The following is a 22,392-nucleotide window of genomic DNA, read 5'->3' as shown; positions in this document are numbered from 1 at the left end:
ATGATGCCACGGTCGTAAATTACAGGTGAGTGCAATGAGCAAAGCGCAGCCGCTGCTGACGCGTCAGGGCGAACGTATCGCCATAACCCACGGATTACGCACCCCTTTCGCCCGTCAGGCGAGTGATTTTCATGGCATCACGGCGCTGGAACTCGGGCGCATGGTGGTGTCTGAACTGATGGCGCGCAGCGAATTGCCGGTCGACGTTATCGATCAGCTGGTGTTTGGCCAGGTGGTGCAAATGCCGGAAGCGCCCAACATCGCGCGTGAAATCGTGTTGAGCAGCGGATTGAGCGTGCACACCGATGCGTACAGCGTCAGCCGCGCCTGCGCTACCAGTTTTCAGGCGGTAGCGAACGTGGCGGAGAGCCTGATGGCGGGCACCATTGATGCGGGCATTGCCGGTGGTGCAGACTCCTCTTCGGTGCTGCCAATTGGCGTCAGTAAAACGCTGGCGCGTGCACTGGTCGATCTCAATAAAGCGCGAACCTTCAGCAAAAAACTGCAAATTCTACGTCGCCTGCGCCCGCGCGATCTGTTACCGGTGCCGCCTGCGGTGGCAGAGTTTTCCACTGGCTTACGCATGGGCGATACGGCCGAGCAGATGGCGAAAACCCATGGCATCACGCGTGAGCAGCAAGACGCGTTGGCGTTGCGCTCGCATCAGCATGCTGCCCGCGCCTGGCAATCAGGCGTTCTGGCGCAGGAAGTGATGGCTGCCTTTGTGCCGCCATGGAAAGCACCGATTGAGCAGGATAACAATATCCGCTTTAATGCCAGTGCCAGCGACTACGCCAAACTGCGACCGGCCTTTGATCGCCGCCACGGTTCAGTCACGGCAGCCAATAGCACGCCGCTGACCGATGGCGCGGCTGCGGTGATTTTGATGCGCGAAGGGCGTGCACGAGAGCTGGGCATTACGCCGCTCGGCTATCTGCGCAGCTATGCGTTTACCGCGATTGATGTCTGGCAGGATATGTTATTGGGTCCCGCTTATGCCTCGCCGCTGGCGCTGGATCGTGCTGGCATCACCCTCAACGATCTCACGCTGATCGACATGCATGAAGCTTTCGCCGCGCAAACGCTGGCAAACCTGAAAATGTTCCGCGATGAACGTTTCGCTCGCGAGGTGCTAAATCGTCCCCATGCGCTGGGTGAAGTGAATGAAAAGCGCTTCAACGTGCTGGGTGGTTCGATTGCTTATGGGCACCCGTTTGCCGCCACCGGCGCGCGTATGATCACGCAAACGCTGCAGGAACTGCGGCGGCGTGGCGGCGGATTAGGATTGGTGACTGCCTGCGCAGCGGGCGGATTAGGCAGCGCAATGGTTCTGGAGGCCGAATAATGAGCGCATCTGCATTCCATTTACACATGCGGCTCGATCATGTCGGCATCATCACCATCGACGTGCCGGGCGAAAAGATGAACACGCTTAAGGCGGAGTTTGTCCCACAAATAAAAGCGGTGTTGGCTGAAGCGCGCAGCAATCCGAAGTTGGCGGGACTGGTGCTGATTTCGGGTAAAAGCGACAACTTTGTTGCCGGTGCGGATATCAGCATGATCGCCGAGTGTCAGACGGCAGAAGAGGCGGAAGCGTTAGCGCGTCAGGGGCAAGAAGTGATGGCGGAGATTGCCGCGCTGCCGTTTCCGGTGGTCGCAGCGATCCACGGTGCCTGTCTCGGCGGTGGGCTGGAATTGGCGCTGGCTTGCAGTGCCCGTATCTGCACGCTGGATGATAAAACCCGGTTGGGCCTGCCAGAAGTACAATTGGGTCTGTTACCTGGCTCAGGCGGTACACAGCGTCTGCCAAAACTGATTGGTGTGCCGCAGGCGCTGCCGCTGATCCTGAGTGGTAAACAGCTGCGCGCTAAACAGGCATTGAAGCTTGGCGTTGTTGACGATGCCGTGCCGCAGTCCATCCTGCTGGAAACAGCAATTGCTCGAGTACATAAAGGAAAGATCGTCCGCCGTGAACTGTCCCGCCGCGATCGCCTGATGCAAGCGCCGCTGGCGCGTTCTCTGCTGTTCACCATGGCAAAGCGCCAAACCGACAGCAAAACCCAGGGCAATTATCCGGCAGCCGAACGCATCTTACAGGTGGTGCGTATTGGGTTGGAGCAGGGCAGCCAGGCTGGACACGCGGCAGAGGCGCGCGCTTTTGGCCAGTTGGCAATGACACCTGAATCTGCGGCTCTGCGCAGTCTGTTTTTTGCGTCGACCGCGATCAAGAAAGAGGCGGTGGCTGAAGCAGAACCGCGTGCATTGAAGCATATCGGCGTACTCGGCGGCGGTTTGATGGGTGGCGGTATTGCCAGTGTTACCGCGCTGAAAGCCGGGTTACCGGTGCGTATCAAAGACGTTAACCTCAATGGTGTGAATCACGCGCTGCAGTACAGTTGGGATCTGCTGAGTCAAAAGGTCAAGCGACGCCAACTTAAGCCAGCGGAACGGCAGCAACAGATGGCACGCATCAGCGGTGGAGTCGATTATCAAGGCTTTAGCCAGCGTGACCTGGTGATTGAGGCCGTGTTTGAGGATTTGGCGTTGAAGCAGCAAATGGTGGCGGAAATCGAAAACCACTGCCAGCCACACACCATCTTTGCTTCCAATACTTCGTCGCTGCCGATTGGCGAGATTGCCGCTAACGCGCAGCGCCCCGAGAATGTAATAGGTCTGCACTACTTCAGTCCGGTGGACAAAATGCCGCTGGTGGAGGTGATTCCGCATGTGGGCACATCGGCAGAAACGCTGGCGACCACGGTGAAGCTGGCACGCCAGCAGGGAAAAACAGCGGTGGTCGTGGCCGATAAACCCGGTTTCTACGTTAACCGTATCCTTGCGCCGTATATAAATGAAGCCATGCGCTGCTTGCTGGAAGGGGAGCCGGTCGATCATATCGACCGCGCACTAGTGAAGTTTGGCTTCCCGGTCGGGCCATTGCAGTTGCTGGATGAAGTAGGTATTGATGTCGGCAGCAAAATCAGTCCGATTCTGCAGCAGGCGTATGGTGAGCGTTTCAGCGCCCCCGACGCGGTTAACGCCATCCTCGCAGATGGCCGCAAAGGGCGCAAAAACCAGAAAGGGTTCTACCTTTACAACGCCTCTCGCTGGCCGGGCAAACGCAAAGTCGATGCCTCAATTTATGGCCTGATTAACGTCAAGCCGCAGGCAAAGCAGAGTGAAGAACAGATCGCGCAACGTTGCGTGATGATGATGCTGAACGAAGCCGCACGTTGTCTGGATGAATCCGTGATTCGTACAGCACGGGATGGTGATATCGCGGCAGTATTTGGCATCGGTTTCCCGCCTTTTCTCGGCGGTCCGTTCCGCTATATGGATCAACGCGGCGCCAGCGAAATCGTCAATACATTACGTGTATTAATGCAGCAACATGGCGATCGTTTCACGCCTTGTGACGCTTTGATGGCAATGTCAGAAGCGCAAACGAATTTTTACACTTCTGCACAAATATGAATAGGCGCACAGATTCAGCGGGTTACTTATGGTGCTATGGAGAAGCGGGCGCGGCACCATTCTTAGATATGCTTATTTAATAAACAACCGGTTGACTATACTGAAGCCATTGGGGTAAAACACAGCGTTCATTCGCAGAATGAAGCGTCTGGTGCTGTGGTACCCGACGATATCGACAAACAACAGCGGTGCTTTATGCAAGTTTTTATCATGCGTCATGGCGACGCAGCTCTGGAAGCAGCGAGTGATTCAGTACGCCCACTCACAATCTGTGGCTGTGACGAATCGCGCCAGATGGCGAGCTGGCTAAACGGCCAGGCGCTGGATATCGAAAGGGTGTTAGTGAGCCCTTATCTCCGTGCAGAGCAGACGCTCGCCACGGTACGCGAGGCACTGAAGTTGCCAGAAGGGCAAGACGTGTTGCCGGAACTAACGCCAGGTGGCGATCCGGGCATGGTGGCCTGTTATCTGCAGGCGCTGGCGCAGCAAGGGGTCAAATCGGCTCTGGTGATTTCGCATCTGCCATTGGTGGGATATCTGGTTTCTGAACTCTGCCCGCAGGAAGCGCCACCGATGTTCGCGACCTCAGCAATTGCCTATGTGAATTTTGATGCAGATGCCAGTGAAGGCAAGCTGGAGTGGCAGGTCAGCCCGTCAAAACTGGCCAAAGCGATGTAATGTCGCCAAAAGTGACATCTCTATGGGCCGCACTCTGCGGCCCTTTCCTTTTTCTGCGTTAAGGCAATTCTGGCGGTTGCCACTCTTCGACTTCAATCAGCACCAGCAGCGCGGCATCGCCGCCAAACAGTTTAGGTGCCTGATGAAATGCCATCACATGCGGATGTTGTGCCAGCCACAAAGGTGTTTGCTGCTTGAGGATGTGTTTGCCGTGCCCGGTCATGACGCTGGCGCAGAACAGGTGTTCGCGGCGACAGGCCGCAATCAATGCCCCTAACTCTTGCTTGGCCTGCTGCTGTCTTAATCCATGAAGATCGAGAAAAATCTCCGGCGTATAGTCGCCGCGTCGCAATTTTTTCAATTCATAATGGCTGACATCGGCGCGCACGTAGCGCATCGGCCCTTCGCTGGAGAGCAGTGGCTGAAACTCATCAGAAAAGTAGTGGCTGTTGTCGGCCTGCTCGGAAAGCAGTCGCTTTAGCGGTACTTCACGGGTTTTCACCACCGGTTTGTGCACGATGGTGTCCTGTTTTAACTTGCGCGTTCCCGTCATCAATTCACGAAATAGCGACTGGTCGTCCTGGCTTAGCGGCGTCTTCTTACTCATGGCTCGGGATTGTGGTTAAGAGGCTGAGGAACAGCCGGTGCCATACCTTAACGCTAAGCGTCAACAAATGTCAGCTTTTTCGCCTTGCCGCGCTGAATTCTGCCCGGCTTCGTGGCAAACTATCGGCCGATTGTTTTAAGGCCTGCGGAGGGCTACGTGGACAAGATTTTCGTCGATGAGGCAGTGAGTGAACTGCACACTATTCAGGATATGCTGCGCTGGGCTGTCAGCCGTTTTTCGGCGGCAGGCATTTGGTACGGCCACGGCACGGATAATCCCTGGGACGAAGCCGTTCAACTGGTCTTGCCTTCGCTCTGGCTGCCGCTGGATATTCCCGAAGATATGCGCAATGCGCGCCTGACGGCCAGCGAGCGTCATCGTATCGTTGAGCGCGTGATTCGCCGCGTCAATGAGCGCATTCCGGTGGCCTATCTCACCAATAAGCCTGGTTCTGCGGTCACGAGTTCTATGTCGATGAGCGCGTGTTAGTGCCGCGCTCGCCGATTGGTGAACTGATTGAAAATCGCTTTGCGGGTCTGATTAGTGAACAACCGCATCACATTCTCGACATGTGTACGGGCAGCGGCTGCATCGCGATTGCCTGCGCATACGCCTTCCCGGAAGCGGAAGTCGACGCGGTCGATATCTCCACTGATGCGCTGGCAGTGGCAGAACAAAATATTGAAGAGCACGGGCTGATCCATCACGTCACGCCAATCCGTGCCGATCTGTTCCGTGGTTTGCCGCAGCTGAAATACGATCTGATCGTCACCAATCCACCGTACGTGGATGCGGAAGATATGGACGATCTGCCGAACGAATATCGCCATGAGCCTGAACTCGGCTTAGCGGCGGGCAGCGATGGTCTGAACTGGTGCGTCGCATTCTCTCCTGCGCGCCAGACTATCTCAGCGAGCAGGGCGTGCTGATTTGCGAAGTCGGCAACAGTATGGTGCACATGATTGAGCAGTATCCGGATGTGCCGTTTACCTGGCTGGAGTTCGATAACGGCGGTGACGGTGTATTCATGCTAACACGCGAGCAGATCGTCGCTGCGCAGCACCACTTCTCTTTCTACAAAGACTAAAAATGGGGCGAGCACTCGCCCGCCACATCGCAACAAGGAACCACAATGGCCGGTAACAGCATTGGACAAGTTTTTCGCGTAACCACTTTTGGCGAGTCGCATGGTATTGCGCTGGGCTGCATCGTTGATGGCGTGCCGCCTGGCATTCCACTCACGGAAGCGGATATTCAGCACGACCTTGACCGCCGCCGTCCGGGCACATCGCGCTATACCACACAGCGCCGCGAGCCCGATCAGGTGAAAATTTTGTCCGGCGTGTTTGAGGGCGTCACCACTGGCACCTCAATCGGCTTGCTGATTGAAAATACCGACCAGCGCTCGCAGGATTACGGCACCATTAAAGATCTGTTCCGTCCCGGCCATGCTGATTACACCTATGAGCAGAAATATGGCCTGCGCGATTATCGTGGCGGCGGTCGTTCGTCAGCACGTGAAACCGCGATGCGCGTGGCAGCGGGTGCAATTGCTAAGAAGTATCTGCAGATGAAGCACGGCATTCAGGTACGCGGCTATCTGGCGCAGATTGGTGATGTGGCTTGCGAACTCAAAGACTGGAGCATCGTCGAAGAGAACCCGTTCTTCTGTCCGGATGCCTCTAAGCTGGATGCGCTGGACGAACTGATGCGCGGCCTGAAGAAAGAGGGCGACTCGATCGGCGCTAAAGTCACAGTAATGGCAGAGAATGTGCCGCCAGGACTGGGCGAGCCGGTGTTTGATCGTCTGGATGCTGATTTGGCGCATGCATTGATGAGCATCAATGCGGTGAAAGGCGTGGAAATCGGTGACGGTTTCGCGGTGATTAACCAGCGCGGTAGCCAGCATCGTGATGAGATTCGCGCCGATGGCTTCCAGAGCAATCACGCCGGTGGCATTTTAGGTGGCATCAGCAGCGGCCAAACCATCAGTGCCAATCTGGCGATGAAACCGACCTCCAGCATCACCGTACCGGGCAAAACTATCACCCGCGAGGGTGAAGAAGTGGAGATGATCACCAAAGGTCGTCACGATCCTTGCGTGGGCATCCGAGCCGTTCCGATTGCCGAAGCAATGATGGCGATCGTGTTGATGGATCACCTGCTGCGTCAGCGTGCGCAAAACGGTGACGTCAACAGCACTGTGCCGCGCTGGTAAGCCACCGATGCGCCGCTTGCTCATCACCGTTGCCGCGCTGTTGTGCAGTGCGGCCGTGTTTGCTGCCACACCCTGGCAGCAAATCCATCAGCCGATCGCCGGCAGCCCGCAGTCGATTGGCGGTTTCGCCAACGGCTGTATTGTCGGCGCACAGCAACTGCCGCTCAGCTCGCCAAATTATCAGGTGATGCGTCAGGATCAGCGTCGTTATTATGGTCATCCCGATCTGATTGCCTTTATTCAACGTCTCAGTACTCAGGTGCATCAATTGCAGCTGGGGCAGGTGTTGATAGGTGATATGGGCATGGCGGCAGGCGGACGCTTTAGCAGCGGACACGCCAGCCACCAAACCGGTCTGGACGTCGATATCTGGCTGCAGCTGCCGCAAAACCGCTGGACGGCGCAGCAATTGCTGAAGCCACAGCCGCTGGATCTGGTGGCGCCGGATGACAAGCAAGTGATTGCGCGCCACTGGCAGCCGCAGATCGATAGCCTGATCAAGCTGGCGGCGAAAGATGATGAAGTGACGCGCATCTTCGTCAATCCGGCGATTAAAAAGCAGCTTTGTGCGGATGCCGGTAGCGATCGTGCCTGGCTGAACAAAGTCCGCCCGTGGTTTGCTCACCGTGCCCACATGCACGTGCGTTTGCGCTGTCCGGCTGGCAGTCTGGAGTGTGAAGAGCAGGCCGCACCACCGCCGGGTGATGGCTGTGGCGCGGAGTTAGACAGCTGGTTCCAGCCCAAAAAACCAGGCAGTACGCCGCCCGTTAAGAAAACGCCGCCGCCGTTGCCGCCTTCTTGTCAGGCTTTACTCGACCGCCATTTGTTATAACGGTAACGCTTTGTTGGGGCGCACCTCGGTGCGCCCGCTCTTGATTGCATTTTAAGGATTATCATGGAGTGGTTCGTTGTTAGCCCGTGGATTCTCTGCGTGCTGTTTCTGGTTGCGGTGCTGGCGGCGTTTATCGACTCCATCGCTGGCGGTGGGGGTTTACTCACCGTTCCTTCATTACTCGCTGCGGGGCTCTCTCCAGCGCAGGCATTAGCCACCAATAAATTACAGTCGGTGGGCGGCTCCTTCTCCGCCAGCCTCTACTTTGTTCGTCGCGGTGCGGTAAAACTGCGCGAACAGCGGCTGAACATCGCGCTGACCTTTATCGGTGCAGTCTGCGGCTCGGTGCTGATTCAGCATCTTCAAGCCGAGGTACTGCGTCAGATTCTGCCGATCCTGTTGATCAGCATTGGCTTATGGTTCCTGCTGATGCCGCGTCTGGGTGAAGCCGATCGTGAGCACCGGATGCAGGGGCTGGCTTACGCGTTGGTCGGTGGCGGTTGCGTTGGCTTCTACGATGGCTTCTTCGGGCCTGGTGCCGGTTCGTTCTATGCGTTGGCGTTTGTCACGCTGTGTGGCTTTAATCTAGCCAAGGCCACCGCCCACGCCAAAGTCTTAAATTTCACCTCTAACTTTGGCAGTCTGCTGTTCTTTATGTTCGGTGGAAAAGTGGTGTGGGGCACCGGCATCATTATGCTAATTGGCGCCTTTTTAGGGGCTCGTCTCGGCGCAACACTGGTGCTGAGCCGAGGGCAGAAACTGATCCGCCCGATGGTGGTGACGGTTTCGGCCGTGATGAGCGCCAAATTATTGTGGGATAGTCACGGCAGCGCACTGCTGGCATGGATGGCGACCCTGTAAACCAATACTCGTCAAGACCGGCTGCCAGTGCGACAATGGCGGCGGTTTATTTAAAGATTAAAATATTATGAGTACGGAACATCATTACCAGCAGCTAGTGGATATTTTTGATGGCTGTTTTGTTGAAGACTTTCAGACCCGTCTAATTAAAGGCGATGACGAACCTATTTATCTTCCAGCAGATGAGGAATCGCCGTGGAACCGCGTGGTGTTTGCTCACGGTTTCTACGCCAGCGCGCTGCACGAAATTTCTCACTGGTGTATTGCCGGTGAAGCGCGCCGCAAGCTGGTGGATTTTGGTTACTGGTATTGCCCAGACGGACGCGATGCGCAAACGCAAAATCAGTTCGAATCGGTGGAGATCAAACCACAGGCGCTGGAGTGGTTATTCTGCATGGCGGCAGATTTCCCGTTCAATGTCAGTTGTGACAACCTTGAAGGGGATTGTGAACCCGATCGCATCGCGTTTCAGCGTAAGGTCCATGCTCAGGTTATGACCTATTTTGAGCAGGGCATTCCGGCACGTCCGGCACGTTTTATTGATGCGTTAGCAAACTATTACGGTACGCCTGCGCTGACGGCGGCACATTTTCCGTGGCCGGAAGATCTGTGATTCGCCCCCCTAATATTTAAGGATTGAAAAGATGATCGTAGAGTTTGAATCCCGCATTCTGGCCCTGATTGACGACATGGTCGATCACGCCAGTGACGACGAGTTGTTTGCCGGTGGCTATCTGCGAGGTCATCTGACCCTGGCGGTGGCTGAGGTTGAAATCAGTGGTGAACATACCCCGGAAGCGTTGCAAATTCATGTCACCAACAGCCTGCAAAATGCGATTGCGGCCGGTGAGTTGTCGCCGCGCGACCAGGCGCTGGTGATCGGCATGTGGGACAACTTGTTCCAGCAGGCCCGTCAGACAGCCTGATAACTCGGGGCGATCGCTCGCCCCGTCATCTCAGCGTCCCGCCTTTTTTCCCTTCAGCAGTTTTCTCACCCAGTAACGATTTGGGTTCATTGCCGCCAGCGTGGCGATATCCAGCGGTTGCGGCTCGCCACTCATCTGCGCGGCCAGCACTTCAGCGGCCAGCGGCGCGCTGCACAAGCCGCGTGAACCGAGCGCACCCAGCACAAATAAACCGGCATGAACCGGTGCCCCGGCAATGGTTTCACCCCTTGCGCGCTGCTCTGGCAGGTCGGCGTATTGTGTTAGCGTCGCCGCGTAATCGGGCGCGCTGCCACTCATCGGTAAGTGATCGCGCGTGGCGCAGCGCACACCCACTCGCGCCTCGTTTTCACTGATATCCACCTGCTGCGGCCACTGCGCATCCGGCAGACAGCTCACCAGGCGCTGGCGGTTTTCCTGCTGATCGTCAGCACGGAAATCGGTTGTGGTATCGCCACGATGGTAGCTGGCCCCAATGCAGTGGGTGTTGAAGTTCGGGCTCACCGGCGTGAGATAGCCGTCGTAGCACAGCACGGTATTTAACGCGCCCAGTTCAGGATTGGTCGGTACATGACTGACCTGACCCGCCACCGCGTAAACGGGCAGATCTTTGGTATGCTCAATTTCCAAAAGCGCATGGCCATTGGCGAGCACTACTTGCTGATGTTTTGCCGAAGGCTGCTCGCTGAAGTTGAGGGTCCAGCCATCGGTCGTCGTTTCCAGTGTGGTCACGCGATGCAGCCAGTGCAGGCGTAAACCCATCGTTTGCGCGTACTCCAGCAGGTTGCTGGTCAGTTGCGATGGAGAGAGCCAGCCGCCCTGCGGATAGAAAATGCCACCAAAGCCAGTATCGACGCCCGCTAACTGCTGTGCATCTTCCTTGTTCACGCCGTACGCCACATCATGTGGCAATCCCATTTCCAGCATCTGGGTAATTTTATCGGCGCTTTTACTGTCCCATCCCAGTTGCAGTACGCCGCACCAGCGATGTTTAAACATCACCGGGAGCTGGTCGTACAAACGGCGGGCAAAGGTAAACGCCGCAGGGAAGAAGGTGGCGAGGGCCGGATCGTGCTGATTGAGCAGGGGATAAAGCGCGCCCTGACGATTGCCCGATGCGCCCAATGCAGGCGCTGCATCGGCGCAATAAAGCGTCACCTTCCAGCCACGACGTAATAGCGCCAGCGCCAGCACGGCACTCGCCACGCCACCGCCAATCAGCGCCACTTCCTGACTACGAGCCGCAGGGCGGGCGTACCACGGTTGGCTGTGGGGCAGGGCAGAAGCCTGCTCCATCACGCCCGTTAGCATTTCGCGTTTGTGACCAAAACCTTTGCGCTTTGCCACGGTAAAGCCTGCTTCCTGTAATCCCCGACGGACAAAACCTGCCGAGGTGAAGGTCGCCAGCGTCCCACCCGGCCGGGCCAGGCGTGCCATGGCGGCGAACAGTTCCGGCGTCCACATCTCCGGATTTTTAGACGGGGCAAAGCCATCTAAAAACCATGCATCCACCTGTGCGTTGAGACTGTCATCAAAGGTATTAATTAGCGCGTTAATATCTCCCAGCCAGAGATCGAGCGTGACTTTACCGCTATTGAACAGTAAACGCTGGCAACCCGGCAGCGCCTGTGGCCACTGTTGCTGCAATTGCTCGGCCCAGAGTGCCAGCTCAGGCCAGTGTGCGTGCGCCGCAACCAGATCGGTTTGCGTCAGAGGGAATTTTTCGCAGCTGATGAAATGCAGGCGTTTAAGTGTCGCGTCGGGATGTTCGCTGCAGAAGCGATCGAACGCTTGCCACAGGGTAAGAAAGTTCAGACCAGTCCCAAAACCGCTTTCCGCGACAATAAAAATATCGCGTGAATGTTGAGCAAAACGGACAGGAATTTGGTTGCCATTGAGGAAGACATAGCGCGTCTCCTCCAATCCATTGTCGTTGGAGAAATAGACGTCGTCGAATGCTCGGGAAACAGGTGTACCCTGATCATTCCAGTTTAATTGCGCGTGTTCAACCGGGGCTAATTTCACGGGAAAGGCTCGTTTTTCAGGCGGTGGCGCGATTTTAACGACTGCCGTGACATGACGCAAATTTACAAAAGGAAATGGCTGATCGGACTTGTTCGGCTTACAACTGTAAGCTAGAGTGCACGTCAATCCAAAAGAAGTGGAATGAGGACTATTGAATGAAACGTGCAGTGATTACTGGCCTGGGTATCGTTTCCAGCATTGGTAATAACCAGCAAGAAGTGCTGGCTTCTCTGCGTGAAGGCCGTTCGGGTATCACCTTCTCTGAAGAGATGAGAGATATCGGTATGCGCAGCCACGTATGGGGCAACGTCAAACTGGATACCAACGGGCTCATCGATCGCAAAATCGTGCGTTTCATGAGTGATGCTTCAATCTACGCTTACCTGTCTATGGCCGAAGCGATTCAGGATTCCGGCCTGACTGACGAGCAATATCAGAACAACCCACGCGTGGGTCTGATTGCCGGTTCAGGCGGTGGCTCGCCACGTTATCAGGTATTCGGTGCCGATGCGATGCGCGGTCCGCGTGGTCTGAAAGCGGTCGGTCCTTATGTGGTGACCAAAGCCATGGGTTCTGGTGTGTCAGCGTGTCTGGCAACGCCGTTCAAAATCCACGGTGTGAACTACTCCATCAGCTCTGCGTGTGCGACTTCAGCACACTGTATTGGTAATGCGGTAGAGCAGATTCAGTTGGGCAAACAGGACATCGTGTTTGCTGGCGGCGGCGAAGAGCTGAGCTGGGAAATGGCCTGTGAGTTCGATGCAATGGGCGCACTGTCGACCAAATACAACGAAACGCCAGAAAAAGCCTCTCGTACCTATGATGCGAACCGTGATGGTTTCGTGATCGCAGGCGGCGGCGGTATGGTTGTGGTTGAAGAGCTTGAGCATGCGCTGGCACGTGGTGCGCACATCTATGCAGAAATCGTCGGCTACGGCGCGACTTCTGACGGTGCTGACATGGTTGCTCCTTCAGGCGAAGGCGCAGTGCGCTGCATGAAGATGGCGATGCAGGGCGTTGATACCCCAATCGATTACCTCAACACCCACGGTACCTCTACGCCAGTCGGTGATGTGAAAGAGCTGGGTGCGATTCGCGAAGTATTTGGTGATAACTCGCCGTACATCTCTGCCACCAAAGCCATGACCGGTCACTCACTGGGTGCGGCGGGCGTGCAGGAAGCGATCTACACCTTGCTGATGCTGGAGCATAGCTTCATCGCGCCAAGCATCAACATCGATGAAATTGATGAAGCCGGTAAAGGCCTGAACATCGTGACGCAGCCAACTGAAAAAGCGCTGACCACCGTGATGTCCAACAGCTTCGGTTTCGGCGGTACCAACGCCACCCTGACAATGCGTAAGCTGCCAGCTTAATAGCGTGATCACAGTTTTCCAGGGGCCGGTCTATCCGGCCCCTGTTGTTTTTGACATTTCCCCCACCGCTTGCCTACACTCATCCCATCTTGCCTGAAATAAAATAATCGTTTGCGCACAATTTGAACCAAATAAGTCATTTCTGCCCGCGTGCAGCAAATGAACTGATAGCGCATGCCCTGAACAAGGAGTTCATACCATCATGACCACGGCTGCTGATACGCAGACGCAATCTGTGCTGCCTCTGGGCTGCATATCTTTTGCGGTGTTTCTCACTTACTTAACCGCAGGCCTGGCGCTGCCGGTTATTCCGCTTTATGTGCATCAGGAATTGGGCATGAGCAACCTGATGGTGGGTGTCGCGGTGGGGATTCAATTCTTCGCCACGCTGCTGACGCGCAGTTTTGCCGGACGCCGCGCCGATCAGCATGGCGCGAAGCTCACCACACAACACGGCATGCTCGCTATCGCGCTGGTGGGTGTGGCCTATCTGGCGGCGGCGCTATTGCCGGTTTCACCCTGGGGCAAGTTTGGCTTGCTGGCGGTAGGTCGCTTGCTGCTGGGCTTTGGTGAAAGCCTGCTGTTGACCGGCAATCTCACCTGGGGCATGGGGCTGGTGGGCAGCAAACGTTCCGGGTTGGTGATGTCGTGGAATGGCATGGCGATTTATGGATCGCTGGCGGCGGGTGCACCGCTGGGTTTATTGATCAATCAACATGGCGGATTTGCGGCACTCGGTGCCGTTGCATTGTTGCTGCCATTGCTCTCGCTGGCGATCAATAGCTGGGTGAGTAAAGTGCCGGTGGTGGGTGGTGAACGCCCTTCACTGTTTAGTGTAGTGAAAACCATTTTCCAACCCGGCGTGGCGCTGGCATTACAGGGTACTGGATTCGCGGTGATCGGGACGTTTACCTCGCTCTATTTTGCCGCAGAAAACTGGGGCAACGCCGGTTTTGCGCTAACTGCATTTGGCTGTGCTTTTGTATTGGTACGCGTGTTCTTTGGCGGTCTGCCGGATCGTCACGGTGGTGTGCGCGTCGCGATGGTTTCGCTGCTGGTGGAAACCGCCGGTTTGTTGGTGCTGGCCTGCGCAACCTCAGGCTGGATGGCGCTGATTGGCGCCGCGCTAACCGGTTGCGGCTGCTCGTTGATTTTCCCGGCGCTCGGCGTCGAGGTGATCAAGCGTGTCTCGCCGCAAATTCGTGGCACGGCGCTGGGCGGTTTTTCAGCCTTCCAGGATATCGCTTACGGTGCCAGCGGGCCGCTGACCGGGTTACTCGCCACCGCGTTGGGTTACGGCTCGGTCTATCTGGCCGGTGCATGCTGCGCCGCGTTGGGCATTCTCGTTACCTGGACGTTTGCGCGTGGCGCGTCAGCAGCGTAACCAGCTTATCGCAGGCGCTGATGATCTCGCCCGGCGTCAGCGCAGCAAAACCGAGCATCCAGCCAGATTGTGGCGGACTGCCTGCATATAAAGGTGACAAGCGCGGTAACAGCAGGCCAGCGTCAGCAGCCAACTGGGTTAATCGCGCTTCGTCGCCCTGACGCAACTGGACGGTCAACTGCAGTCCACCTGCCGCGTGTAAAGGCGTTAGCCACGGCTGCATGCGCGAAGTGATCTGCTCCAGCAATCGATCGCGCCGGCTGTGATAGAGCTGGCGCATTAGCCGCAGGTGGCTGGCAAAATGGCCCTGTTGCAAAAATTCGGCAGTGATTGCCTGCGGTAGCAGAGCGCTGTGCCCGTCCATCACGCTACGTGCGCGACCCAGCGCATCCACTAATTGCTCCGGCACCACCATCCATGCCAGACGCAGCGATGGAAACAGCGTTTTAGAGAAGGTTCCTAAGCAGATCACCCTGCTGTCGTTTTCCAGCCCCTGCAATGCAGGAGCTGGGCGTTCCTCATAGTGAAACTCGCTGTCGTAATCGTCCTCAATTAACCAGCTCTGATGTTGACGCGCCCACGCCAGCCAGCGTAAACGGCGTGGCAGACTCATCGGCGTACCCGTAGGATAGTGGTGAGCAGGTGTCAGATACACCAGCTTAGCGCGCCCGCTGAGCGGCACGGCACCTTCGCTATCCAGTGGCATCGCCCGGCAATGGGCACCTGCGGCGAGAAACGCGTTGCGCGCGCCCGGATAACCAGGCTCCTCCAGCCACACTTCATCACCGCTATCGAGAAACATCAGCGCCAGCAGTTGCAACGCCTGCTGCGAGCTGGTCAGCATCACCACTTGCTCAGCGCGACAACGCACTCCACGCGACAGCGCCAAATAATCCGCGACTGCCTGACGCAGCGGCCAATAGCCCAGCGGATCACCATAGCCCATGACCTGACTGCCGAGACGACGTTGCACGCTGTTGCTGATACGGCGCCACTGCGTGTGAGGAAATGCGCGTAACTCCGGTGAACCAGCCGCAAAAGCATGCGGGAATGGCGGATCTTGGCAACCGCCCGTCGCCAGCACCCGTTCACCGCGATCAGAGAAGTGCGGCGTATCATGCGTTACTGACGGCTGCGTCCGTTGTGGCATCGCTATAGAAACAAAGGTGCCACGTCCGGCTTGTCTCAGCAGGTAGCCCTCGCTCTCCAGCTGGGCATACGCGGCCTCAACGGTCACGCGGGACAGCGAGAGATCCCGCGCCAACTGGCGGCTGGATGGCAATCGCTGGTGATGGGATAAATGCCCTTGCGCGATCGCCTGTCGCAGCGTGGTGCACAGGCGTTCACGCAATCCACCCGTATTGTGATGATCGAACAGAGCCAAAAAAGTGTTGTTCATCGTGGTCTTATCGCTACAGCTAAAGTGGTATCAAATTACAGACCACTTTGCCGTAAACTCGAAGGAAATCACAACAGGAGAATGCCATGTCATCGGTCTTATTTTATCCGCCAGCCAGCCCGCAACAGAGCCTGGCCTATCTGCAGCACAAACTGAGTTATTACACCGATGCCTGGGATTTGGCTGAGGATCTGGCGCAGGGTATTAGCGCGATTGTGGTGATTGATGCGCGATCCTCCGAGGTGTATCAGGCAGGGCATATCAGCGGGGCGATCTCATTTCCGCATCGCACCATGGATGCGCAGTCCACCGCGCAGCTTGACCGCTCGAAGGTTTACATCACTTATTGCGATGGAATCGGCTGCAACGGCTCGACCAAAGCGGCGCTGAAACTGGCAGCGCTGGGCTTTCAGGTCAAAGAGTTAATTGGCGGATTGGATTTCTGGAAGCGTGATGGGCATCCACTTACGTGGGGAGCTGCACCGGGTGAATGGCCACAAGCCACACCCGGCGCGCATTGCGGTTGTTAAATTACAAGAACAGCCAGAGTAAAAAGAAGAACAGTGCCAGACCGAGGATCACCGTTAACGCCGGGCGCTGTGCCAGCGGACGTGGCAGCATCTCGATCCACGGCGACCAGATCGGCTGAGGCCGAATATCACTGGCGGCGAGCGGCTGCTCCAGGGTTTTCTCCACGCGACGGCTAAACAGCAGGTTGAGCAGATCCTGGGTTTGCGCGGACGTCAGCACCGTTTGCGGTGTGGCCTGGAAGCGCTGCTGAGAGTAATCCTCCAGCAAACGCTGTTCATCGTGCGTCAGCGGCTGTTTCAGCGAGGTTTCCAGCAATTGCAAGGTTGGGGCACTGTGCTGACCGAGCGTCTGACGCACCTGCAAATATTGTGTCAGCAGCGGGAAATGGCGCGATGGAACCGGATCGCCACTCTTCAGATTCACCAACTTCAGGGTATCAGCCAGCAGTTTGACCGGCGATTCTCCCGTGGTAGCGGCCAAACGCGTCACCTGCTGGTTCAGTGACTGCTGCTCGGCTGGCAGCAGCGTGCGATCGGAAACACGTGTCTGCTGCGGCTGCGGGATCGCCATCTGCCCATTTTGCAGCATGGTCAATACCTGACGCAGCTGGTCCTGAGACAGCGCGCTCAGCACCGTTTGGTTAAATTGCTGACGGATAAAGTCACTAACAGCCTGACGATTGTTACCCTGCGGCAATTTTTCCAAAAGTTGTTGCAACAGCTGGCGCGTCGCCAGGCTGTTCTGCACCTGGGTTAAACGTCCATTTAAATGCTGTTCGGCGACCGGGAAATGGCGCGATTGCAGTTCGGCATCGTTCTTCACACCCACTTCATGACGAACGCCAGCCCACAGTTCGGGCGCTTTCAGCGTACTGAGTGACATGATGCGCACAATCAGGCGCTCCAGCGTGGTGCGCTGGGCTGGAGACAACGGCTGTTCACCGGCGGGTCCGCCAGGACGTGTAGGGCCAGTCGCATGAGTGAGCGTTGAACGATCGCCCGCAGGCACACCGGGACCGCTGAGAGGTTGCATGGCGGAATCCTTGAAAAACGAGGTCAGATCCGGGTGCGCCGGAAAAAAGAGGACACATGATAGCAAAAGCCCCCGGGAAATCCACGGGGGCTGGGGCCTTTCGGGGCAATAAAGTCAGGCCGCGGGATCGGGGAGGGTCGTCGCGCGCGGTTTACGTAGCGGCGTTTTCAACCGTTGCGCCAGAATCACACCCACCAACGTCATCCCACCACCAATCCAGTGATAGGCATGCAGCTGTTCATGCAGGAACAACACGGCAATGATGGCAGTGAAAGCTGGCACGAAATTCATAAAAATGGTGGTGGTGCTGGCACCGAGACGTTGTACGCCAAGGATCCACAGGAATGGGGCAATAATGGATGCGAACAGCCCGGCAAACAGCACCAGCGGGATGTTAAGCAGATTGAGCGTCACGTCCGGTGCGCGCAGAAAACCGGGCAACAATAGTAATACGCCAAAGAAAATCTGCACATACAGACTCTGCCAGGTAGGCAGCGGAATCGCCCAGCGTTTGGTCAGCACACCGTAAAGCGCATACGAAGTTGAAGCCGCCAGCATCATCAACTCACCGTTGCCAAGACGCTGATTCAGCAGCTGTGTCGGGTTGCCTTCACTCACCAGCCATACCAGACCGGCAAAGGACAGCAGGCCGCCAATCAGGATGCCGCGCGTTGGCGCAAGGCGCAGAACGAACAGGCTGAGCAGGATGGTCAGCAACGGAATGGTCGCGCCCAAAATACCCATCATCACCGCCGATACACTGTGCGCGGCATAGTAGGCGAGACTCTGATACAGCACCATGCCCAGTAAGCCGAGGATCAATAGGCGCCACAGGTTGGCTTTGATGGCATGACGATGACGCCACACGCCCGGCAGGCAAAAGGGCGCCAACACTAGCAGCGCTAATAGCCAACGGTAAAAGGAGATGGCGGCAGGATCGATGCTCCCGGCAGAGAGTTTGCTGACGATAGTGTTGATCGACCAGATCATCACCGCTATCAGCGGAAACAGTAAATTCATCGTACGACTCTTGAGTTTAATCGCGAATAGTTTACATTTGACCGGTTTGAACCAGATAGTTAAAATCGGACAACATTCGTTAATGACCGGACAGAATGAATTTACAGATCGAGTATCAGCCGCCGATTGATGCGCCACTGCTGCGATTTTTTATGCGCTACGAGCAGACCAACGCCAGAACCGAATATTTGCCGCACCATCACAGTTGGGGCCAGGTGATTTTTGTGACCAGCCACGTTCTGGAGATGGAAGTGGAAGGCGAACGACTGTTAACCCCTGCCGAGATGCCGATCTGGATCCCTCCCGAACAGCGCCACAGCAGCTATAACCATTGTCAGGCGCAGTTTCGCACTTTTAATCTGGCCGCCGATCTTTGTCGGGGCATGCCGGATCACGCTTGTTTACTGCACGCCGATGCCATTGTGCACGCCATCATGAATGACTTTGCGCGCCGCGAGCTGGAGCAGCCCCAAACCGAAGCCGATTGGCGGCTATGCCAGGTCGTGATTGATCGTCTGCGTCTGGCGCCGGTACACACCAGTTATTTGCCGGTGTCAGATGATAAATTCCTCGCGCCCATTTTGCGCGCGCTGGAGGAGAATCCCGGCGATAACACCACGCTGGCACAATGGGCGAAGCGGGTTTTCACCACCGAGCGTACGCTGGCACGACGCTGTCAGCAGCAATTGAATATGCCGTTCAGCGAATGGCGGCAGCGCCTGCGTTTTCTGCGCGCGATCGCGCTGCTGGAGCAGGGCTGTAGCGTGCAGGGAATTGCGCACCAACTGGGCTACAGCTCCGCGTCGGCGTTGATTGTGATGTTTCAACAACAGGCCGGCACCACGCCGGATCGCTATCGCAGTCGGTTAGGTTAATCCCCGGCTTTATGTCAGAATACGCGCCTTAAAAACTTCAGCAGACAGGACCGCCGCAGTGAAAATTCTCGTCGATGAAAATATGCCCTACGCTCGTGAACTGTTCAGTCGCACCGGTGAAGTGGTAGCGGTGCCGGGTCGTCCGTTACCGGAAGCAGAATTGCAGGATGCCGCAGGGCTGATGGTGCGCTCGGTGACCAAAGTAAATGCGGCGCTGCTGGCGGGTACGCCAGTGAAGTTTGTCGGTACCGCAACAGCGGGCACCGATCACGTCGATGACGCCTCACTGGCGGCGGCCGGTATTGCTTTCTCAGCGGCGCCAGGCTGTAACGCGATTGCCGTCGTCGAGTATGTGTTCTCTTCCTTGTTGCTGCTTGCTGAGCGCGACGGCTTTGAACTTCGCGATCGTACCGTGGGCATCGTCGGCGTCGGTAATGTCGGTGGTCGTCTGCAAAAGCGTCTTGAAGCCTGGGGCGTAAAAACCCTGCTGTGCGATCCGCCGCGTGCCGATCGTGGCGATCAGGAAACGTTTCACTCGCTGGATCAGCTGGTGGCACAGGCTGATATTCTGACGTTCCACACGCCGCTGTTTAAAGATGGCCCTTATAAGAGCTGGCATTTGGCCGATCTGGCGCTGCTGATGGCGCTAAAACCTAACACCATTCTGATCAACGCCTGCCGTGGGCCGGTGGTCGACAACGCCGCGCTGCTGGAAGTACTGAGAATGCGTAACGATCTCAGCGTGGTGCTGGATGTGTGGGAACCGGAGCCGGATCTCAATCTTGATCTGCTGGATAAAGTCGATATTGCCACCGCGCATATTGCGGGCTATACGCTGGAAGGCAAGGCACGCGGCACCACTCAGGTGTTTGAGGCCTGGTGTGAGTTTATTGGCCAGCCGCAACAGGTGTCGCTGGACAGCCTGCTGCCTGCACCGGAATTTGGCACCATCACACTGCACGGCAAGCTCGATCAGCCTACGCTGAAACGACTGGTGCACCTGGTGTATGATGTGCGCCGCGATGATGCGCCACTGCGAAAAGTGGCTGCCAAACCGGGCGAGTTTGATCGCCTGCGCAAACAGTATGAAGAGCGTCGTGAATGGTCATCGCTGCAGGTGAAATGTGACGATGCGGATACGGCCGCGATGCTGGAAAAGCTCGGTTTCCGCGCCAGTTTGTAAAGTTAAATCAATCCCCTGCGTTTTCGCGCGGGAAAAGTCTTAAATGTCAGGCGGTGTAATCACCGCCTCTGTTTTTTATGTCATTGTCTGGAGTAAACCAACATGTCTGACGGCTGGAATATTGCGTTATTGGGCGCAACAGGCGCAGTAGGGAACGCTGTACTGGAACTGCTGGCGGAACGCCAGTTCCCGGTTGGTGAATTGTATCTGCTGGCGAGCGAAAACAGCGCCGGTGAAAATGTCCGTTTTGATGGACGCACCTTGTATGTGAAGGATGCGGCCGAGTTTGACTGGACGCAGGCGCAGCTGGCGTTTTTCACCGCCGGTCGTGAAGCCTCCGCCCGTTACGCGGATGAAGCTGCAAGCCAGGGTTGCCTGGTGATCGACAGTAGCGATCTGTTCGCGCTGGAACCGGATGTGCCGTTAGTGGTGCCAGACGTGAATCCACAGGTGCTGGCCGATTACCGTAATCGCAACATCGTGACGGTGGCGGATGCGCTGGTGAGCCAGTTGCTCAACGCCATCAAACCGCTGGTGGATGCTGCCGGATTGAGCCGTTTGCAGGTGACCAACCTGATCTCCGTTTCAAGCCACGGTAAAGCGGCAGTGGATGGCTTAGCCGGTGAGAGCGCGAAGTTGCTGAACGGTGTACCGGCGGATGAGCACTATTTTGGTCGCCAGCTGGCGTTTAACCTGCTGCCACAGCTTGCCGACAACCAGGGCAGCGTGGAGAGCGAGCGCCGTATGGTGGATCAGGTGCGTAAAGTGATGCAGGACGACGGTTTGCCGATTGCGGTCAGCAGCGTGCAGGCGCCGGTGTTTTACGGCAACACGCAGATTGTGCATGTGGAAAATTTACGTCCGCTGTCGGCGGATGAAGCGCGCGATGAACTGGATCGTGCCGAGGACATCAATCTCAGCGCAGACGGTGAATACCCTACGCCGGTGAGCGATGCTTCAGGCAGCGATGCGTTGAGCATTGGTAACGTGCGTAACGATTATGGCGTACCTGAGCTGCTGCAGTTCTGGTCGGTGGCGGATAACGTTCGTTTCGGCGGCGCCCTGATGGCGGTAAAAACTGCTGAGAAATTGGTGCAGGAGTACTTCTATTAATGTTGTCTGAAGAAACGACATTTAAGCTGGCGTTAGGGATTGAGTACGATGGCAGCCGTTATTACGGCTGGCAGCGACAAAACGAAGTGCGCAGCGTGCAGGAAAAGCTGGAGAAGGCGCTGACGAAAGTGGCGAACCATCCGGTGGTGGTGTTTTGCGCTGGCCGCACGGACGCCGGAGTCCACGGCACCGGGCAGGTGGTGCATTTTGAAACCACCTCACAGCGTGCCGACAGCGCCTGGACACTGGGCGTCAATGCCAACCTGCCGGATGACATCGCGGTACGTTGGGTGAAAGCGGTGCCGAATGAATTTCATGCCCGCTTCAGCGCCACAGCACGTCGTTACCGCTATGTGATTTTCAACCAGCGGCTGCGACCCGCGATTCTTGGCAATGGCATCACCCATTTTTATCATCCGCTTGATGTCGAGAAAATGCAGCGTGCCGGGCAGTGTTTGATTGGCGAGAACGACTTTACCTCGTTCCGCGCGGTGCAGTGCCAATCGCGCACGCCGTGGCGTAACGTAATGCATCTCAACGTCACGCGATACGGCTCATATGTGATTGTTGATATCAAAGCCAATGCGTTCGTGCACCATATGGTGCGCAATATCGTCGGCAGCCTGATGGAAATTGGCTGTGGCAATCAGCCGGAAAGCTGGATGGCTGATTTGCTGGCGGCAAAAGATCGTACTCTGGCGGCAGCGACCGCTAAAGCGAGGGGTTGTATTTGGTGGCGGTGGATTACCCATCCCACTTTGCGTTACCTCAGCCTGCGTTGGGACCGTTGTTCCTCGCGGATTAATTTAAATGAGTAAGGATGTTTGGGAGCCGGAACAT

General features: G+C 56.6%; 19 protein-coding genes and 2 pseudogenes. 16 read left to right on the top strand and 5 right to left on the bottom strand.

The features are described 5' to 3' along the window. Window positions 1-34 precede the first annotated feature (34 nt). From fadI to sixA, 3 genes are all read left to right on the top strand, one after another. On the top strand, window positions 35-1,345 hold the full coding sequence (fadI, locus tag HA45_RS14885) for an acetyl-CoA C-acyltransferase FadI (protein WP_100701149.1): 1,311 nt from the start codon (window positions 35-37) through the stop codon (window positions 1,343-1,345). After that, window positions 1,345-3,474: a fatty acid oxidation complex subunit alpha FadJ gene (gene fadJ / locus HA45_RS14880; RefSeq protein ID WP_100701148.1), complete on the top strand. Its 2,130-nt coding sequence runs from the start codon at window positions 1,345-1,347 to the stop codon at window positions 3,472-3,474. Before fadI ends, fadJ begins: the two co-directional genes overlap by 1 nt. 195 nt (window positions 3,475-3,669) lie before the next feature. Next, entirely contained in the window at window positions 3,670-4,152 is a 483-nt protein-coding gene (sixA, locus tag HA45_RS14875) for a phosphohistidine phosphatase SixA (protein ID WP_100701147.1), read from the top strand. A 58-nt stretch (window positions 4,153-4,210) separates the two neighbouring features. On the opposite strand, the gene smrB is transcribed toward sixA, so the two are convergent. Further along, a complete protein-coding gene (gene smrB / locus HA45_RS14870) occupies window positions 4,211-4,759 on the bottom strand; it encodes an endonuclease SmrB (RefSeq protein ID WP_100701146.1) in 549 nt (182 codons plus the stop codon). 156 nt (window positions 4,760-4,915) lie between these two features. On the opposite strand from smrB, the pseudogene prmB reads away from it, so the two are divergent. From prmB to HA45_RS14840, 6 genes and pseudogenes are all read left to right on the top strand, one after another. Next, a pseudogene (gene prmB, locus HA45_RS14865) lies at window positions 4,916-5,846 on the top strand (50S ribosomal protein L3 N(5)-glutamine methyltransferase). 45 nt (window positions 5,847-5,891) lie between these two features. After that, a complete protein-coding gene (gene aroC, locus HA45_RS14860) occupies window positions 5,892-6,977 on the top strand; it encodes a chorismate synthase (RefSeq protein ID WP_100701144.1) in 1,086 nt (361 codons plus the stop codon). A 7-nt stretch (window positions 6,978-6,984) separates the two neighbouring features. Then, window positions 6,985-7,809 carry a penicillin-insensitive murein endopeptidase gene (gene mepA / locus HA45_RS14855; protein ID WP_100701143.1) on the top strand — a complete coding sequence of 275 codons (825 nt, stop codon included), beginning with the start codon at window positions 6,985-6,987 and terminating at the stop codon, window positions 7,807-7,809. Window positions 7,810-7,872: 63 nt separating this feature from the next. Then, complete coding sequence (locus tag HA45_RS14850; RefSeq protein WP_100701142.1) at window positions 7,873-8,670, top strand: sulfite exporter TauE/SafE family protein; 798 nt, start codon at window positions 7,873-7,875, stop codon at window positions 8,668-8,670. A gap of 67 nt (window positions 8,671-8,737) precedes the next feature. Next, window positions 8,738-9,283: an elongation factor P hydroxylase gene (locus tag HA45_RS14845; RefSeq protein ID WP_100701141.1), complete on the top strand. Its 546-nt coding sequence runs from the start codon at window positions 8,738-8,740 to the stop codon at window positions 9,281-9,283. 31 nt (window positions 9,284-9,314) lie between these two features. Continuing rightward, entirely contained in the window at window positions 9,315-9,596 is a 282-nt protein-coding gene (locus tag HA45_RS14840) for a YfcL family protein (RefSeq protein WP_100701140.1), read from the top strand. Window positions 9,597-9,626: 30 nt separating this feature from the next. Here HA45_RS14840 and mnmC read toward each other — a convergent pair whose 3' ends face one another. Next, the gene (gene mnmC / locus HA45_RS14835; RefSeq protein WP_100701139.1) at window positions 9,627-11,639 is read right to left on the bottom strand and encodes a bifunctional tRNA (5-methylaminomethyl-2-thiouridine)(34)-methyltransferase MnmC2/FAD-dependent 5-carboxymethylaminomethyl-2-thiouridine(34) oxidoreductase MnmC1; all 2,013 of its coding nucleotides are present in this window, start codon (window positions 11,637-11,639) and stop codon (window positions 9,627-9,629) included. Window positions 11,640-11,794: 155 nt separating this feature from the next. On the opposite strand from mnmC, the gene fabB reads away from it, so the two are divergent. Continuing rightward, window positions 11,795-13,015 carry a beta-ketoacyl-ACP synthase I gene (gene fabB, locus HA45_RS14830; RefSeq protein WP_100701138.1) on the top strand — a complete coding sequence of 407 codons (1,221 nt, stop codon included), beginning with the start codon at window positions 11,795-11,797 and terminating at the stop codon, window positions 13,013-13,015. Window positions 13,016-13,217: 202 nt separating this feature from the next. Next, a complete protein-coding gene (locus HA45_RS14825; RefSeq protein ID WP_100701137.1) occupies window positions 13,218-14,399 on the top strand; it encodes an MFS transporter in 1,182 nt (393 codons plus the stop codon). On the opposite strand, the gene pdxR is transcribed toward HA45_RS14825, so the two are convergent. After that, window positions 14,362-15,798, bottom strand: coding sequence for a MocR-like pyridoxine biosynthesis transcription factor PdxR (gene pdxR, locus HA45_RS14820; RefSeq protein WP_100701136.1), 1,437 nt, complete (start codon window positions 15,796-15,798; stop codon window positions 14,362-14,364). The genes HA45_RS14825 and pdxR overlap by 38 nt on opposite strands. Window positions 15,799-15,884: 86 nt before the next feature. On the opposite strand from pdxR, the gene HA45_RS14815 reads away from it, so the two are divergent. Then, entirely contained in the window at window positions 15,885-16,328 is a 444-nt protein-coding gene (locus HA45_RS14815) for a rhodanese-like domain-containing protein (protein ID WP_100701135.1), read from the top strand. 1 nt (window position 16,329) lies between these two features. On the opposite strand, the gene flk is transcribed toward HA45_RS14815, so the two are convergent. Together flk and HA45_RS14805 are read right to left on the bottom strand one after the other, a co-directional pair. Continuing rightward, entirely contained in the window at window positions 16,330-17,361 is a 1,032-nt protein-coding gene (gene flk / locus HA45_RS14810; protein ID WP_100701134.1) for a flagella biosynthesis regulator Flk, read from the bottom strand. Between the two features lie 114 nt (window positions 17,362-17,475). After that, on the bottom strand, window positions 17,476-18,381 hold the full coding sequence (locus tag HA45_RS14805; RefSeq protein ID WP_100701133.1) for a DMT family transporter: 906 nt from the start codon (window positions 18,379-18,381) through the stop codon (window positions 17,476-17,478). 95 nt (window positions 18,382-18,476) lie between these two features. Between HA45_RS14805 and HA45_RS14800 the strand changes: the two genes are divergently transcribed. The 4 genes and pseudogenes from HA45_RS14800 to truA all read left to right on the top strand — a co-directional run bounded on the left by HA45_RS14800 (window position 18,477) and on the right by truA (window position 22,357). Next, window positions 18,477-19,256, top strand: coding sequence for an AraC family transcriptional regulator (locus HA45_RS14800; RefSeq protein ID WP_100701132.1), 780 nt, complete (start codon window positions 18,477-18,479; stop codon window positions 19,254-19,256). 58 nt (window positions 19,257-19,314) lie between these two features. After that, complete coding sequence (gene pdxB, locus HA45_RS14795) at window positions 19,315-20,439, top strand: 4-phosphoerythronate dehydrogenase PdxB (protein WP_100701131.1); 1,125 nt, start codon at window positions 19,315-19,317, stop codon at window positions 20,437-20,439. 102 nt (window positions 20,440-20,541) lie between these two features. After that, complete coding sequence (locus HA45_RS14790; RefSeq protein ID WP_100701130.1) at window positions 20,542-21,552, top strand: aspartate-semialdehyde dehydrogenase; 1,011 nt, start codon at window positions 20,542-20,544, stop codon at window positions 21,550-21,552. Continuing rightward, window positions 21,552-22,357: pseudogene (gene truA, locus HA45_RS14785) on the top strand (tRNA pseudouridine(38-40) synthase TruA). The gene HA45_RS14790 and the pseudogene truA overlap by 1 nt, the downstream one beginning before the upstream one ends. Window positions 22,358-22,392: the final 35 nt, after the last annotated feature.

This window comes from Pantoea rodasii (assembly GCF_002095465.1).
GTDB classification, from domain to species: domain Bacteria; phylum Pseudomonadota; class Gammaproteobacteria; order Enterobacterales; family Enterobacteriaceae; genus Pantoea; species Pantoea rodasii.
The sequence above is the reverse complement of the archived record's forward strand: the minus strand, read 5'-3'. Positions and strand labels throughout refer to the sequence as shown.